This window comes from Leucobacter faecis, from assembly GCF_054456695.2.
In genome coordinates this window covers 98,512-115,678 of record NZ_JBTJER020000008.1, presented here as the reverse complement: position 1 = coordinate 115,678, position 17,167 = coordinate 98,512, and the positions used below count along the sequence as shown (strand labels likewise).

At 61.8% G+C, this 17,167-nt stretch carries 9 protein-coding genes; 4 read left to right on the top strand and 5 right to left on the bottom strand.

The window, feature by feature from the left end:
* Positions 1-15: 15 nt before the first annotated feature.
* Positions 16-2,052, top strand: coding sequence for an acyltransferase family protein (locus ACXR2W_RS10275; RefSeq protein ID WP_458814845.1), 2,037 nt, complete (start codon positions 16-18; stop codon positions 2,050-2,052).
* An 843-nt stretch (positions 2,053-2,895) separates the two neighbouring features.
* Here ACXR2W_RS10275 and ACXR2W_RS10270 read toward each other — a convergent pair.
* Both ACXR2W_RS10270 and ACXR2W_RS10265 read right to left on the bottom strand, forming a co-directional pair.
* Positions 2,896-3,939 carry an N-acetylneuraminate synthase family protein gene (locus tag ACXR2W_RS10270; RefSeq protein WP_458814843.1) on the bottom strand — a complete coding sequence of 348 codons (1,044 nt, stop codon included), beginning with the start codon at positions 3,937-3,939 and terminating at the stop codon, positions 2,896-2,898.
* Positions 3,940-3,977: 38 nt separating this feature from the next.
* Complete coding sequence (locus tag ACXR2W_RS10265) at positions 3,978-5,669, bottom strand: cytidylyltransferase domain-containing protein (RefSeq protein ID WP_458814841.1); 1,692 nt, start codon at positions 5,667-5,669, stop codon at positions 3,978-3,980.
* Positions 5,670-5,822: 153 nt separating this feature from the next.
* On the opposite strand from ACXR2W_RS10265, the gene ACXR2W_RS10260 reads away from it, so the two are divergent.
* Positions 5,823-7,118 (top strand): glycosyltransferase family protein, encoded by a 1,296-nt coding sequence (locus tag ACXR2W_RS10260; RefSeq protein ID WP_458814838.1) that lies wholly within the window; start codon positions 5,823-5,825, stop codon positions 7,116-7,118.
* Between the two features lie 96 nt (positions 7,119-7,214).
* Positions 7,215-10,763 (top strand): bifunctional glycosyltransferase/CDP-glycerol:glycerophosphate glycerophosphotransferase, encoded by a 3,549-nt coding sequence (locus tag ACXR2W_RS10255; protein WP_458814836.1) that lies wholly within the window; start codon positions 7,215-7,217, stop codon positions 10,761-10,763.
* 11 nt (positions 10,764-10,774) lie between these two features.
* Here ACXR2W_RS10255 and ACXR2W_RS10250 read toward each other — a convergent pair whose 3' ends face one another.
* The 3 genes from ACXR2W_RS10250 to ACXR2W_RS10240 all read right to left on the bottom strand — a co-directional run bounded on the left by ACXR2W_RS10250 (position 10,775) and on the right by ACXR2W_RS10240 (position 15,486).
* Complete coding sequence (locus ACXR2W_RS10250; protein WP_458814834.1) at positions 10,775-11,920, bottom strand: ABC transporter ATP-binding protein; 1,146 nt, start codon at positions 11,918-11,920, stop codon at positions 10,775-10,777.
* The gene (locus ACXR2W_RS10245; protein WP_458814832.1) at positions 11,904-12,770 is read right to left on the bottom strand and encodes an ABC transporter permease; all 867 of its coding nucleotides are present in this window, start codon (positions 12,768-12,770) and stop codon (positions 11,904-11,906) included. The genes ACXR2W_RS10250 and ACXR2W_RS10245 overlap by 17 nt, the downstream gene beginning before the upstream one ends.
* Positions 12,771-12,852: 82 nt before the next feature.
* Positions 12,853-15,486, bottom strand: coding sequence for a glycosyltransferase family 2 protein (locus ACXR2W_RS10240; protein ID WP_458814830.1), 2,634 nt, complete (start codon positions 15,484-15,486; stop codon positions 12,853-12,855).
* Positions 15,487-15,615: 129 nt separating this feature from the next.
* Between ACXR2W_RS10240 and ACXR2W_RS10235 the strand changes: the two genes are divergently transcribed.
* Positions 15,616-17,142, top strand: a complete 1,527-nt coding sequence (locus ACXR2W_RS10235; protein ID WP_458814828.1) for a polysaccharide pyruvyl transferase family protein — start codon at positions 15,616-15,618, stop codon at positions 17,140-17,142.
* The last annotated feature ends 25 nt before the right edge of the window (positions 17,143-17,167 follow it).

The window sequence follows — 17,167 nt, the reverse complement described above, 5'->3', positions numbered from 1 at the left end:
TCGCTCGCTTCATACATGCATGAGATCGATGGCGTTCGCGGTATCGCACTGACGCTCGTCGTGCTCTTTCACGTGTTTGGAAACGGGCGTGTGTCCGGCGGTGTCGACGTATTCCTCGTGCTTTCTGCATACTTCCTTACTCGAAAGTTGCTGGGATACTTTGGCGGTTCGACGCGTAACGGTTCCTCAGCGGAGGCGGGAACATGGCTGAAACATCACTTTCTTCGAGTGTCGTCACGGCTCGTGCCGAGCGCGGTAATTGTCCTTACCGCTACGTTTGTAGCTGCCTGGCTCTGGGGCCCTGCAACCCACCTCCTGCAGACGCTTAGAGAGATTCGTGCATCGGCTCTCTACTACGAGAACTGGGAGCTCATATCTTCGCAGCTGGCATATGAGGCGGCTGGCCCTGAAACAAGCCCGGTTCAGCACTTTTGGTCGCTAGCCGTTCAAGGCCAGTTCTTCCTTGTATGGCCATTTATCGCGCTTGTGATTTCTCTCATCGCCCGTCGAGTGTCTCATGTTCCCTTTCGAGGGACCTTTTTAGTATTCACTGGCATCGCCACGACCGCCTCTTTTATTTGGGCCATTATTCTGGTGAACGCCGACCAACAGGTCGCCTACTTCAGTTCATTCTCACGGTTCTGGGAATTGGGCGCAGGCGCCCTAATTGCGTTTGTGCCAGCTTCGTTCATGGCATGGCCCTGGATACGCGAGGCGTCGACCTGGGTCGGTTTGGCGATGATTGTGCTTTGCGGGGTACTTTTTGACGGTGGATCTTTGTTCCCCGGTTATGCGGCTCTTTGGCCGGTATTAGCGTCGCTCTTTGTGCTCTTTGGGGCATCCCGCGCTGTACCAGCTGGACTAGCAGCTTCGATTATGAGCATTGCGCCAGTGACCTTCTTCGCCCGCATTGCATATCAACTGTACTTGTGGCATTGGCCCATTCTCGTCTTCTATTTGCAGGTTCGTGATTACTCGAAATTGGGATGGAAGGGGGCCGTCCTCGTTCTTGGTCTATCCCTGGTGCTCGCAATATTGACCGAACGAATCACGAGCTTGTTGATATCACGCTCTCTGAAGGACTGGAATTGGAAGATCGCTGTAGCGGTGCCGCTTCTACCGACGGTCGTGCTGAGCCTCGTTTCCTATGCGGGTATCCGGGTAGTTGTGGAAGAACAGGAAAAAGAGCTCCTTGCCGCAACACAGCTGTCAGAAGGGTACAAGGGCGCTCTTGCATTGTTCGAGACAGATCAGCTGCTCGAGTTGGAGCCAAGACCCGCCCCGAGCGCGGCATATGTGGACAGACCAGAGATCTACAAGAAGGGCGCCGAATGCATGCAGACAGTGCGCGATGAACCCGGAGCCGGCGCAGTCCTAGCGTGTGACCTTGACGACTATCGAACAGAGAATAGGACGAACGGTAGGACCGTCGTGATGACGGGCGGTTCGCACGTAGTTCAGTGGTACCCGGCGATGGTGCAAATAGCACAGGAGCAAAACTGGCGACTCGTGGTAATCGACAAGAATGGTTGTCGACTCTCAGTAGCTGCCTCAAACGCAAAGTGTGCGGAGTGGAACCAAAATGCCGTCGAAGTGATTGCGTCATACGCTCCGGATCTCATCTTTACTCTAGGCAGCGTTGCAAACCCATCATCTCCAGACAAGATTGAACCAGGCGCAGTTGAAGTCTGGCGCGAGCTGACGAGCCGTGGCTTTCCAATCATCGGCATTCGTGACACACCAAGACTGCCTTTTGACGTGCCAGAATGCCTTGAAGAAAATGGCATTGATAGCGCAAACTGCACCTACCCGAGAAGCGCTATCTATTCGGATGACATTGAGGCGACGACATCAAATGGAGAACTGCCAGAGAAGTTTACGTTTGTCGACATTAGCGACGCTGTGGTTGGTGCAGAAGAGTTCAGATCGGTCGTTGGGAACTTGGTCGTATATAGAGATGGCACACACATGACAGCCACCTACGCAGCCACTACGAAGCCAATGCTGGAGAGGGGGCTTCGAGAAGCGGCCCCGTTCGTCTTCGGAGAATAGTTGCTTGATGGACCATTCTGGTAGCGGCTGTGGTAGGACCTGGCGTGTAGGCTCCCAGCAGCGTAGAGACTGAACCTCACCACCTCAGGGCAACTGAACTTAACGCCCAACAAGGTCGTCCCACAAGGGAAACCGGAAGTGCCGGTTGAATAGCGTGAATCAGGTACTGCACCACGATCTCTAGTGGTTCCTGCGGCTGCAGGAATGTCGAAATGATCGTAAAGCTGTAGATGACTTGTTCGAACCTCTTATAGGTTGAGCAGTATGAGTGAATTGATTGAATGGATAAGCTTCGAGGAACTAGCAATAGATTTCGGCCAGTCGGGCGGTACTTCTGGGCCGAGCTATCGTTCTGCTCTCAATGACAGGGTTGAGCCTTCTGACGGCCTATATACCGTATATTGGCCGTCTGATCAGCTCAGGGTTTTTGAAACCGGGAGCTTCGAGATTGCGCTGTTTATGTCTGCGTTACTCCGAGACTCCCGAACTCTCTGGTGCGGGCATCCAACAGCCGACCTTGGAACACCAGAAATTTCGCTACCACGTAGGCAGCTCGATCGAACGAGGCGTGTTGATTACGGAACATCCGTGAAGAAATCAAGGTTCAAAATGGATCGATTGATTTCCGGGGATATACGAATCGTTTCAGAAGACCATCGTCCACGGCTGAGGCCACACGACTCTCCGCGCTTACTCCTAGATGCCAGCACAATCCCGCGCGGATGACCTACAGGAAGTTCATCGGGATAGCCGGCCGGAGTTCCGACCCTACCTGTATGGGGTAGATAGCCTAACTGATGTGGCTCACGGAAGCCCCGTGAGCCACCTCAACGCTCACACCAGTTACCGTGCGAGGTCGTCGACGTAGATCGGCTCGCCTGCTTGCTTGGCCGTGGTGAGCGTGACGCCTACGACAGCGTCCCACTCGGCAATCTCGATTCCGGTGTTGGCGCGCAGCGCGATGAGGTCGGCCTCCCGCAGCGTTTCACCGGCAGCAATGTCTCGCTTCGTGAAGATGCGCCTGCGCGCGTTCGTGACGGCGGCGATCTGCGCTCCAATGTCGGGCACACCGTCGCCCGCAAGCTCACGAGTTTCAGCAAGCGAGTCCACGTATCCCTTGAGGAGCGCTTCGTCGAAGGCATGGTAGTGATCGTTGCCCACAGCCGTGCGGTCATCAGTGAAGTGCTTCTCGATGACGCGGGCACCCATGACAGCGGCCATCTCAATCGCCGGCATGCGGTCGTCTGCGGTGGGCGCGACGTGGTCTGAATACCCGATCACGGCGCGGTGACCGAACTCTTCGCGGAGGCGCCCGATGCCGAGCAGGTTCGCGTGGGCGTGAGGCGTGGGGTAGCGGAGCACGCAGTGCAGCAGCGCGATCTCTTGCACGCCCGCAGCTTCAAGAATGTCGAGGGCACGTTCAACCTCAGCGTGCGTTGAAGCACCCGTAGACACGATCACGGGCTTACCCGTCGCCGCGACAGCCCGCAGCAGCGGCACGTTAGTGAGGTCTGCTGACGCAACCTTGACCGCTGGCATGTGCGGCGCGAGCATATCGACCGCCTCGAGGTCGAAGGGGGTTGAAAGGAAATCTATGCCGACCTCGGCGCAGTACGCCGCCAGCTCCGCGTACTCGTCAGCCCCGAAAGCATCAAAGCGCTGAAACAGTTCGTGCTGCGACGTGGTCGGTTCTTGCGTGGTGTCCCAGTACGACGGGCTGTTGTGCACGCTCGCGAGTGTGTCGGCCTTGTACGTCTGAAACTTAGCAGCGTGGCCGCCCGCGCGCGCGACGGCGGCAATCATGGCCTTCGCTCGGTCGATTGAACCCTCATAGTTCATGCCAATCTCGGCGATGATGTAGGGATCGGCATACGGACGTTCAAACACGGTCGGCCTTCGCTTTCAAGCAGCTGGAGTGGGGCAGCCTAGATCTCAGGAAAATCCTCAAAATCCAGTCGTGTCAGTATCTCAGAGATAGTTCGCCGATTCCTGCGTTTTGAGCCCGCGGCCCGGGCCCGGGCTGCGTACTCGAACCGTAAGGCGGTGTCCGTGAGCATGGTGCGTGTCGCAGCGTCGAGATCCAAGTCACTCACCTGCGCTCCGAGACCCAACTTCCACACGCCGTTCTGCGCGGTGGCGTGCGTGTGTGTGAGTTCCTTTTCGTTCTGCGCGAGGCACACCGCTGGTACTCCACGAGAAAGCAGCTCGATCACTGTGCGGCCAGCAGAGGTGAAGGCGATGTCGGCCCGCGCCATGAGCGCGGGCATGTTCTTCACGTCGTCGAGCACGTCCAATAGATATGGCAGCGGCTCTAAACCGGTCAAATCGATGGGAGCGGCGCCGAGCCCACGGGCGACCGTCACCCGGCCCGCGAACTCAACGCGCGCAAGCGAGCGCAGCGTGCGCACGGCGAGCCCTGAAGGGTCTGTACCGCCAAAGAGCACGAGCACCTCGGTCACGGGGTCGGCAGGGGCGCTGCCCGGTACGACCTCGGTCTCGAACGCGGGTGACAGAATTGCATACTCAATGCCCTCGAGCTTGCGGGTCGCGGGCACCGCCGGGTTCGAGATGAACTCGGTGACGAGCAGGTCGACGGCCTCCGCACCGGTACCGCGGTCTTCAAACGAGATGATCTTGCCCGCTGGCGCTGCCTCGCGCACCGCAATCACTAACTCCGCGGTGGTATCGAGCACGTCAAAGACCACCAGATCGGGCTGCGCCGCGGCGACCCGTGACACAAAGTCGGGCTCATCATCTACAAGCTCAACCCGATACGGGTACGCCGCGAACAGCTGCTGACCGAGCGTCGCTGTGCTGTTGAGGTAGATCGTCAGGTCGTGGCGGGCCATCTCGGCCGCGAACGCCAGCATGCGATAGGCGTGCCCCATGCCGAGTGTGCGCGAGGCGTCCACACGAATGGCGATGCGCTTGCGGCTGAGCAGGTGCGCCGCAGCGTAGAGGTCAGAGAATGTGTCGATGTCGACGGCTTCGTCGGCCGCCAGCGGTAGCACGCGCGCCGGTTCGATCACCCGGGTCCCCGATCGCTCAATGTCTCCGAGCCGGGCTGCAATAACGCCGCCGGTTTCGCGGTACTCGAGCGGCAAGAGCTGCCGATTCACGCGCGCTGCGTATGCGGGCACGATGTTCCCGGCATCGTCAGCCCGCCAGCGCAGATGCTGATCGTCGGCAACCGTAAGCACCGAGCGCACGTGGGGGTCTGCGAACAACTCAATCGCCGCGCGAATCGTCGAGGCTTTGAGAAGCGGCGAAGTGGGCTGCACAGTCAGCACCGGGTCGCCAACCTGTGCTCCCAGGCTGCGCAAGAACGGCAGATTACGCACGATTTTGGTATCGAGGGGCTCCTCGGGAGGGGTCGCCATAGTCTCGAAGGCCACGACCGCGCCCCCGCGCTCGGCTGCCTCTGCGATCTCTGCATCGTCGGTCACAACGACGACTCGGCTCGCAGGCAGCACCTCGAGGGCTGTGTCAATCACGTGCCGGATCAGCGGTTTGCCCCCGAGCATACGCACATTCTTGCGCGGGATCCCTACCGATCCACCCCGGGCCGGAATCAACACCCATGCTTCGTGCAATCCGCACACACTCCTCGGCAGCATCGAGCCAGGGAAGTCCCGGGCACTCGTCAAAATCTTACTCGCTCGCGGGCGGGCGAACATTCCTGCGTGCGCACAGGCACGCGCAGAATGCCACAGCCGGGCAGACTCCCAATATAGTGAACTCACACCGACGGATTCGCGTGAGGAGCCCCCGTGCTGAGACTGTTCAACGATGCCGCCGAGACCCTGCTCTGGTGCATGAGGCCGGCAATTGACCTGTGCCATCTCAGAGGGCCCCTGCCCGACAAGCTGCGCACGCTGCCGCCCGAACAGCGCCCGTTCCGGCCCGCCAACCATGCCCAGTACAACGGCTTTCTCGTAGTCACAGAGACGGTGAACCAGGCCCGTGCTGTCGATCCGCTCACCGCCGACACGGCAACACCCATCGAGGTGCAGGCCCCAACGGAGTCAGCTCGGCAGCGCGTGCTCGGAGCCAAGAACGTGCGCGGCGCCCAAAAGCGACTGCGTAAGGCCCTCGAAAGCCGCCTCGACATCGCGGTCGCTGATTCGCTCGAGAACCAACTCTTCAAAGTGGCGCTCGCGTATTCGATCTACCAGGGCATGAACCTGCGCGAGTACGCGGGTGTGCTCATCTCGAGCCAGCACTCTCCGATCATGCGGGCGCTCGCCGCGGCAGCGCGAGAGCAGCAGGTGCCCGTGGTGTACGTGCCGCACGCCCCCGTCGCCACCAACGGGGCATACCTCGATCTTCCCGTCACCTACGCGGGTCTTCGCGGCGAGGGTGAGCGCGACTTCTACGCCGAACGGCTCTTAGTCGAGTCAAACGCGCTCGACACGGTCGGCAACCTCGCGAGTGATGTGCTGGCGGCACCCATGCCCGATATCGATCTGACCGGGCCCGGAGTGCTCGCGCTGTCTCCACACCCCGAGGCCACGATCCGGAGCATCGTTGAAGCTGTGGCCGGTGAGGAGATGGGGCCGATGGTGATCGCGCCGCATCCGCGGTCGGACCGGGCCGTCATCGACGCGCTGCTGCCCACGGGGTGGGCGGTGTACGAGGGGGATCGCACCCTTGACTTGTTGCGCACCGGCCCCCCGTTCCTCTTTCAGTTCTCGAGCGGAGTGGCCTGGGAGAGCGCGGCACTCGGCATTCCGACAGCGACGGTGCGGCTAAGTGAAGACGCTGTGAACTATCCATTCTTAGAAGACGAGTCGGTGTATCCAGCGATTCGAAGGGCAGCCGACGCGACGTCGTTTGCGCAGCGAGCACGCCGCGGCGAAATTGACCGCGTCGCGCTGCGAGAACACGCACTGCGCTGGTGCGAGCACGACGGTGCGGCCGCGCGTAACGCGCTCGCGCAGCTGCTTGACCGCGTGCGCTCGCAGGGCGCCGCTGGCCGGCCCGCCCAGATTCATGACGGCTGGGGCAAAGCGGGCGTCGCCCTGAGCGGCTCCTGGCTCGCTGACACACCGGTCGCAGCGCGCTAGCGTCTGGCGCCGCGACCCGGCCCTGACCAGGTGCAAGCCGGTAGAGTCGTTCTAGTAGAACGACAGATTTGTGGCAGTGACAGGAGCTGTTGACGCATGAGGCAAGCAGCAAACGATCGGTTACGGGCCGGTTTGCGCTTCGGTAAACGTCTCGCCATTCGAGCTCGCGCTGAGCTCTCACCGGGGCTTGTGCCGGGGATGCTGAGTATCGTCGTACCCGTCTACAACGTAGAACGGTACCTCGCCGAGTGCATTGAGTCGCTGCTCGCGCAGGAGTACGTGAACACGCAGCTCATTTTCGTCGACGATGGCTCACCAGACGGCAGCGCCGAGATCGTGCGCCGGTATGCCAAACGTGACCCGCGCATCAAACTGGTTCGTCAACAGAACGCTGGCCCGAGCGCTGCTCGCAATAACGGCATAACGCACGCGCGTGGCGAGTTTCTCACCTTCTTTGACAGTGACGACTTTGTGGGCCGGCGCATCTACAGTGACGCGATCGCGTCGCTGCAAGAGTCTGGGTCTGACCTGGCGGTGCTCGCCTACCAGCGAGAGAAGAACGGGTCGATTCTGCCCGCAGCACCCTGGATTCGGGCAGCACATGCCACCAACCGCACGGGCGTGACGCTCGCGGACTACCCCGAGATTATGGTGAACACCATCGCCACGAGCAAGGTGTACCGGCGTACGTTCTGGGATGCGCAGAAGTTCGAGTTCCCCGAAGGGCTGCTCTTCGAAGACCAAGCGCTCACGATGGCGGCGTTCACCTCAGCGCAGGGCATCGATGTGCGCTCATACGTGGGCATCAACTGGCGCATTCGCGGCGGCTCAACCACCCACAACGCAACGCAGCCCCGCAACCTTCGCGATCACCACACTGCCGTGCAGCGTTCGCTCGAGATTCTCGAGGAGAACGGGCTTAACGCCGCCAGAGATTTGCGCATTGTGCAACTGATGAACAACAACTTTGGCGACTACCTGCGCAACATTGGGCGCATGGAGGGCGAGTCGTGGGACATCTTCAGGGAGGCAGCGCAGTACCTCGTCGAGCGTGTGAACCCAGCCATGTCGCAGGGCATCGAAGCTCGCAAGAAAGTGTTGTTTGCGCTGACCGTCGCGAATCAGCGTGACCTGGCCCTCGAGTTCTTACAGCGCGGTGGCTGGAACCGAGACGACTTTGGCGGCAGCGTGCACGGCAGGCAGATCATTGCCCAGATGCCGTTGCGTGAAGAGATCGCGCCGTTCGTTACCGAGCAAGAGCTCGCCTTCGCGACCCCAGAGACCGAGCTTGAAACCGCTCTGCGCGGCATCACCGTGACTGACCAAGGCTCAGCCGTCGAGGTGCAGTTCTTCGCGCACGTGAACCACCTGCGCATGGATGTAGAAGACCTGCGGGTCGAGGCTACTCTCGTTGCCCCCGACGGCACCCGAAGCGAATTGGCCGTCGCCCGCTACCGAGACGCGGTGGCGGCGCTCAACCACACCCGCCGGTACGCCGACAACGCGACGGCGGCCGCGACCGCCTCGATCCCCGCAGCACTACTCACCACAAGCGGCGACTATGTCATCGAGGTATCGATCGTGGCGGGTGCATTCGCGCGCTCCGGATCACTGCTGATCGATGGCCGCACGGTGTTTGCCATCGCGGCGCTGTTTGATGGGGGCAGGCGGCTCTGCGCGTTTGAGGGAAGCGATGGCGCTGCTGCTACGCTGCGAGTCACGACGCCGCAAGCGAAGCTGCTCAGCGCCCAGTCAGACGACACCACTCTTCACGTTGAGATCGAATGTCACCTCTCTGACGTGAATGAAATTGTGTTGCTGGACCGCCGGGGCGGCGACGTGGTCGCGGCGTCGGCTGTGACTGACTTGGGCGATGACCGGGTCACTGCGGCCGTCGCTCTCCCCGATCTTGAGCGTGGCCCGCACGAGTATATTTTGGCCGCACGCAGGCTTACCAGGGAGCTCGTCTTTCCCGTCGACGCGCGTGAGCCAGGCACCGCTGAACTGGCGGGCCCGCAGTCGGTGGTACAGGTCGTGCCACAGCTGCACGCGCGACGAGAGCCAGCAGGTCGTGTGCTCGTCGTTGACCTGCGCGGTGCGGCGCTGGTGACTGGCGTATCACTGGGCGACACCGAACTGCGGCTTGACGTGACCCTGCCCAAGGGAGCGCTGCATCTTGCGAGCGTAAGCGCGGGCACGAGGCCGTGCCGGGTAGACAGCAGCAGCCCCGCAGCAGGCGAACGGGTGCACGTGGTGCTGCCGTTGACGGAGGACCTGTGGGGAACCGGGCGAACCGCGATTGCCCCTGGCCGGTTTGAGTTTGAGGGATCCACCGCCGACGGTTCTCGCGTGCCGTTCTATCTCTCAGGCAAACTGGTCGCAGAGTTTCCTATCGTCCAGTACGGCGAATTGGTACGGCTCACGGTGATGCGCTCGGCGCAGGGCCTACTGGTGTGTAGCCTGCAGCCGCCCCAAGCCCCCGAAGAGCAGGGCTACGGTAACCGGGCCCGCATGCGGGACCGCTTTCTCACGTTGCAGCCCGGTGGCCAACGCTCAATCGTGTTTCGTAACCTCTACGGCGAAGCCGCCAATGACTCGGCGCTCGCGCTGCACCGCGAACTGCGACGCCGAGGCAGCGACCTCGAACTGATCTGGGCAGTGAAAGACCGCTCAGTGCCGGTGCCTGAAGACGCGACGGTGGTCGTCGAAGAGACCCGAGCGTACTATGCGGCGCTCGGAACAGCGCAGTACTTCATGGTGAACGTGCACCAGCCCGATTGGTACGTGAAGCCAGCCGGCCAGGTGCTCATACAAACATTTCACGGGTATCCGTTCAAGCTCAACGGCAAGCAGTGGTGGGACAAGGTCGGGTTCGACTCGTCACGCCAGGAGTCACTGCTGCGACGAGCCCAAGAATGGGACTACCTTGTCTCGCCTGCGAAGTATGCGACCGGCTGCCTGCTCGAGTTCTACCGCGACGCGAACGACGTCGCTGGCGACATTCTCGAGATCGGTTACCCCCGCAATGATGCGCTGCTGAACGACAATGCAGACGCACGCCGTGCGGCCGTGCGAGAGCGTTTGGGGATCCAGGCCTCCACGAAGGCGATTCTCTACGCGCCCACGTTTCGGGACTACATGTCGGCCGATGACTTCACGGCAGAGATGGTTGAGCTGCTCAACGTTGAACGACTGGTGGCGGCGCTCGGCGCGGGGTACACGCTGCTGCTGCGCGGGCACCCGTTTAACGCGCGAGTGGGCACATCGGCGAGCGACAAGGTGATCGATGTCACCGACTACCCAGACATCAACGACCTGATACTGGCTTCAGACATGGCCGTGCTCGACTACTCATCGCTCAGATTTGACTACGCACTCACAGCGAAACCGGTCTTCTACTATGTGCCAGACGAAGACGCATACTTCCACGGGCGTGGCAGCCTGGTGCCGTACGAAGATACGACACCGGGGCCCCTCGTGCGCAGCCAATCAGAACTCGAGGGCTTGATCCGGCGCGCAGAAGAGATCGCCGCACAGCACGAACCCGAGCGTCGGGAGTTTCTGGCGCGCTACATGGAGCTCGAAGACGGGCACGCGACCGCGCGCCTCATCGACACAGTGTTTGCGCCCCGTGGCGATGCGTAGCGCTTGCGCGCTTAGTCGTTGGGTGTGAAGTAGACACCCAGCTCGGGGTCGAAAGCGGCTTGACCGTACTGAAAGCGCAGCTCACGCGTTCCCTCGTTCGAGCTGCCCGTGGGCGTGCCGTTGAGAAACCCCCACCGGCCGGCGGGCCCGCCATGCTTGAGGTAGGCGGTGCAGAACGCGCCGCGGGCAATGCCCTTGGTGGTCTTCAACGCCTTCGAGGTCGTGAGGATGCCGCGTTCGAACTCTTGAATGAAGCCGCCGCCGTTCTCGGCGATGGCCTCCTGCTCGCGGAGTGCACGGCCCCAGCGGGTGGGGTTCTGTGCGTGCAGGCGCTCGATGGGCCCCGTAATGGGAAACCCGCCGTCGGGCGCGCCAGGAATCGGCGCCAGCTTCGGTTTGATGAACTCGACCGCGGTCTCGATGGGGCCATCGAACACCATCTTGCCGTTCTCGAGCACGATGCCGCGTTCGCAGATCTCGCGCACCTGTGAGGTGTTGTGGCTCACCACAAAGACGGTTTTGCCGAGCTGTGTGAGCTCTTTGATGCGCACATTACACTTCTCGCGAAATTGGGCGTCGCCCACAGAGAGCACCTCGTCGACGAGAAGCACGTCGAACTCGGTGTGCACCGCCACCGCAAACCCCAGGCGCGAATACATGCCTGACGAATAGTGCTTCACCTCGGTATCGATGAACTCACCGATCTCAGAGAACTCGAGGATGTCGTCAAAGCGCGCCTCGGTCTCTTCTTTCGTCATGCCAAGAATCGCGGCATTGAGATAGACGTTTTCGCGACCGGTGAGGTCGGGGTGAAAACCAGCGCCCACCTCAAGCAGGCCGGCGACTCGCCCTCGAATGCGAATCCAACCAGCGTCGGGCCGAAGCACGCCAGAAAGCATCTTGAGGGTCGTGGACTTGCCCGAACCATTGCGCCCCATGACGGCAACAGACTCACCGACAGGCACCTCAATGCTGAGGTTATCGACGGCCGTGAAGACCGTCGAGATGGGCTTGCGTTTGAGCGACGCGATGAGCGTCTCTTTAAACGACTGTGTGTGCTTAACCCGAAAAGTTTTCGTCACCTCGTGCAAGACGATGGCTGGTTTGGTTGCAGACGCGGGGTTCGGTGCTGCCGTAGCATCAGAGATTTTGGGCAAAGTTAACCTCCAAACGGCGAAAGACGAACTGGCCAATGAACAGCGTGAACACGGCGATGCCGAGCCCCAAGCCCGTGTTGAGCATGAGGTTCTCGGGACGCGCAGCGTCTGGCGCGAGCGGCAGCCAGAATGCGTCGTGAAACAGCTCAATCGCGGTCGTCATCGGGTTGAGCATGTAGAGATCGAACAACCAGGTAGGGGCGCGGTCGTAGACCATCTGCCAGGAGTACAGCACCGGCGAAGCCCAGGTTGAAAACATGAGAATGATGTCAACGATGTTCTTCGAGTCGCGGTAGCTCACGTTGATCGCGCCAAACAGGAGCCCGAGCCCCAGCGCAAACAACACGATGATCAGCATTCCCGCCACGAATGCAAAGACCTGCATCCAGCCGATCGTCCAACCTAAGAAGAGACCCACGGTGAGCAGCAGCGCTGCCTGCGGTAGAAAGTGGACCAGCGCAACACCGGTGGCCGCTACTGGAAAGAGCTCTCTCGGAAAATAGATCTTGCGCACGAGGGACGAGTTGTCGGTGATAGAACCGGTCGTGTTGCGCAGCACCTCGCTGAAGAGGTTGACCGCCACGATGCCCGCAAAAAGGTACACCGGAAACTCTGGAATACCGCGGTTGACCTTGAGGATCACGCCGATCACCAGAAAATACATTAAGAACTGCGCGGCTGGCCGCAGGTACGACCAGAGCCATCCCAGCAGTGAGCCGTAGTAGCGAGTTCGCATACCCTTGCGCAAGAGAAGCGAAAGTAGGTACCGGCGACTGAAGATATCAAGGAGGCCCTTGCCAGACCCTGGAGTCATGAACTCCGGGTCCTTGAGGACAGTCTGTGCAGCCATAGCTTTGCAGTATACGCGGGGGTGGCCGTGTCTGAGCTGAGCCGTTAGGCTATCCCGGGCCCGAAGCGCCACCCCTCGCACCCTAGAAACAGGGGTCGAGACCAGCAAGGGGAGAGCGGCCGTGAACCCTTGAGTCACCTATGATCCGGGCATTAAGCAGATGTAGATTGACGAGATCTTTGGCCCCGTCTCGGGTGTACGTGTGCACGCGATCGCCGTATGCCGCAGCGTATGACCGGGGTGCGAACACTGGAATATTGGTCTCGTGCGCGAGCGCGATCCACGAGGCCGACGAGAGCAATTGTGCGTCGAACGGGTCAACGAGGAGCGCGTCTAGCCTCGCCATGAACTCACGCCGGCTGTGCTGATCACCGCGCAGCAGCGTGACTGAAGCGTCGCGCCACGGCTGCAGGTCACGAATCGTGAGGGCGTCGAACAGGCCGACTTCGTCGTAGACCACGAGGTCTGCGTGCTCAGGTCGTACTCGGGTGAAAAACGCCAGCGCGGCATCGGGCTCGAGAACGCTCTTATCGGCGGGCGCAGGTAGCGCGACGCCGACCGTCGGGCGTTTGCCGTCGGCGCGCTCGTGCCCCCGCTGCTCGTGCCCCCGCTGCTCGGGCGCTTGCTGCCCATGCCCAACGTCGAACGGAACGTCGAATGGATGCGGAACCTGCGCGCGCCCCTCCGCGCGCAGCAGCGCCTCGATACCTCGTGCGTTGCTGGCCCACTCGGTGCGCACGCCAAATCGCTGCGTCACGCGCCGTTCAGCCCAATCGAGCGGGGGGAGCGAAATGCCGCGCGGCGTGTGAGGCACGGGCTGGTCAAGTAAGACAACAACCCGCTCGACCGTCACCCCCGCAGAAGCTGCGTCAGGAAGAAACATGAGGTATTCGGGGTCGGGCACCACGAGAGTGTCGATGTGCGCTGTGTCGGCCCAGTTCGCCCAGACCGCGCCTGCTCCCTCGACGAGCTCGGCCACCTCGGGCGCAACCCCGTCGCGCTGCACAGTGCTAAACCGCGGCCGTACACCGGTGAGCAACGCGACGGGCGCCCCGGCGACGGACGCCGCCTGCACAATCGCCGCGAGCCCGCTCGCGCGTTCCACGCGCGCCTTCCAATCACCCAGCACCGCAGTGGCGTACTCACCGGATTTCTTCGCACCACGCAGCGCCGGATCAGACCAACTGATGTGGGGCCGCTCACGGCCCAAGCGCCAATCTGGTTCGGGGGTGGCTGCGATGCGCTTGTGGGCGGCACGAAACTGGTGAAAATAGCTTGCCCGGCTGCCAGACATCCAGCCGTAACGAAAGTCAGAGCGCGACAGCGACCCCGTCGTGAGCTGCACGAGGCTGAGTACGTCTTCGAGCGCGAGAACCGACTCAGCGCCGAACGCGGCCTGCACTCGCTCGTGAAACTCTGAATCAGAACCCTTGCGCACCTCATCGAAACCGCCGAGGCGCGCAAGCACCTCATCCTTGCGAAACAGCAGTGACGAGTCGTTAATGCGGTGTGACAGGTAACCAAAGAACGTGAGCGCACCGTCGGCTCGTACGCGCTGCGCGCGAGAAGTCGTGCCCATGAGCTTCGGCGAAGCGAGCAACGGGCGCAGCTGGCGCTCGATCCGGCGCGAATGAGACAGATCATCGGCGTCTTGAAACGTGACGAAAGAGCCGCGCGCCTCGGCCAGGCCGCGGTTGCGTGCACGGTACGCACCGCCGTTTTCGGTGAGCCGAATCACGCGCACGCGAGAGTCAAGCGCTTGGGCCTGCTCGAAGTACTCGAGGCCCTCGGGAGAGCAGTCGTCGACCACCACGATTTCGGTGTGCGGCCAAGACTGATCGAGCAGCGACTGGATCGTCGCGAGAAACGAGACGGTCGGGTTATATGCCGGCACGATGACGCTCACGGTCACATCTGCGGCGTTGGCGTCAGCGGCCCGCTCACCAGCAGGGAGCACGTCGTGCACCGAGACCCGAGGCACAGTGGGTGCACGAAACGCGGCAAACAGATTGTCGACGTCGAGCGTGCCGAAGCGAGTCACGTCTAACTCAAACGGTTCGACGCCCGCAGCCACGACCACCTCGTTGCAGGCACGCCACCACGCGTCTAGCGCGGGCGTAGTGGCGCCGGTCGCAGCGGCCTGGGCGAAGTCAGCCGCCCACGTTGGCGTGGCTGGTCCCATGAAATCGACCGATCCAGCCCACACGACCCCGACTTCTGCGTTCTTGTGGCCGCACGCCCAATCGAACACATCGCGTGCTCCCTGGTGCACTGCGATTTGCGTCGCGAGCCGCAGCGCTGGCTCGGCCCACCGCACACCCAGGTGAATACGGTCATGCTGGGTGCGGAGCAGGCGTATGACCCTCTCAAAACTTGCGGGGCCGGGCTCGAGCACTGCTGCGATCAACGAAGCGACTGTGATGCGTGTCAGGTCCCAAGCGAGCGGCAGTTCGAAATCAGCCGAGGCGTCGACCGCCTTCGCTATTGCAGCCCAATCATGCGAGCCCGCTGTCGCTTCGCGGGCGAGAACATCGGCCGTGTCAATCGAGCGCAGCCTGGCACCGATCGCGAGCATGCGCCAGGGCGTCTGCTTCGCAAGCGCGTAAAACTCGTCTTCAGCGAGTTGTGTGAGCGCATCTGGTGCGCCGAGGAGTGGCCAAGTCTCGTACGAACGTGAAGGATCGGCAGACTGGGCGAACGCGCGTGGAAAGGTCACACCACTAGCCTAAACTTTGGCGATGAGAATTCTCGTGCACACGCGGCCTGAGCGACGTGCCCGATCTGAAGCGGTCAACATCAGTAAGCTTGGGTCACTGAGGCTTTCCAGCCGAGTTGAAGGAGCGTCATGCGGGTCATTGTAATCGGCGACATTAGTGGCGGCGGTAATTACCACCTCGGCGATGAAGCGATGTCTGAGGTGGCCGTGCAGCAGCTGCAACAGCGTGGGGCCGAAGTGACGATCATCGCGGATCGCCCAGAGATCTCGGCGCCGCTGTACGGTGTACCCGCCATACGCCGCTTTGAACTGTGGCGTGAGAAGACCCGCGAGAAGAAGCTGGCACGCATGGACCTCATCATGCGTGCGGTGCGTGGTGAAGCCGAACTACCCGACGGCGTGCGCGAGACCACCGCGGCAGTGCGCGCGGCCGACGCAATCGTTGTCGCGGGTGGCGGCAATCTCAACTCGCACATGACCGAGAACCATCTGCTCGAGCGACTGCTCCTCGCACGCATCGCTGGCCACGACGGCATTCCGCTCTACATCTCGAGCCAGACGGTCGGGCCCGTCATCGTTGAACAAGATCGCGCCCTGCTGCGCGAGCTTGCCTGCAGCGCCCGAGTGTTTGGCGCGCGTGAGGCCAGCACCGCTGAACTCATGCGAGAGCTCTGCGACGACGATGCCACCGTCGTACACACGCTCGACGACGTGATCTTGATGGACCCGAACGACGACGCGCGCGCTGCCGCTTCAAGCCTCGAACTGCCCGAACGGTACGCAGTGGCGAGCTTCACCATGCACTCGGGCACCACCGGCCTCACACGTGAGGCCTACTACCGCAAGCTTGCCGCGATGCTCGACAAGACAGTCGAACAGCTAGACGTCGACATCGTACTGCTGCCACACATGGGCAAACTCGGCCACGACAACACTGCCAGCGAGGGCAGCGACGTGTACGGGCACGGCCGCATCGTGCACTACGCGCGTACCGAGCGTGTGCGGTCGCTCGAAATGATGACGTCAGAAGCGCTCGCCGCCGTGACCGCTAATGCGCAGTTCACACTCTCAACCAGGTATCACCCCGTCGTGTTTGGGGCGGGGCTCGGGGTACCAGCCGTGAGCCTCGTCACGAGCTATTACTCAGCAGTGCGCATGCGCGGTGCACTCAAGAACGTAGGAATGGAGTCGCTCGCGATTCCGTTCGAAGCGTGGGACGACCTGTTTGGTGAGCCCGTGCTTGCGGCGCTTACGAGCGAACGCCCCCGCCTTGACGCCCACATTAGCGCGGTGCGCCAGCAACAGCGCGCCTACCAGAGCGCCTGGTGGGACGGCATCGTCGCTGACGCGGCCGGTTCTGGCGCCGTCGTGAAAAGCGACCTCGTGCCCCCGGCACCGTTTGAATGGGCCGACGCGCACACGCGTTCGCTACTCACAGCGGTGCGCATCAACCAAGAGAAATCGAACCTGCACGAGCTCGCGGGTGACATCGCGCGCATGGAGCGCGAGCGCGCCGAAGCAGTGATGGCCACGCAACTGCGCAAGGCGCGCACTGACATCGAACGACTGCAGGTAGAGGTCGCACACGTGCGACACCGTCAGCGGCCGTTGGGGGCCGGCCTGCGCGACAAGATCAACGCCAAACTGCGCAAGTAGACCGGCAGACGACGCCCGCGACGGC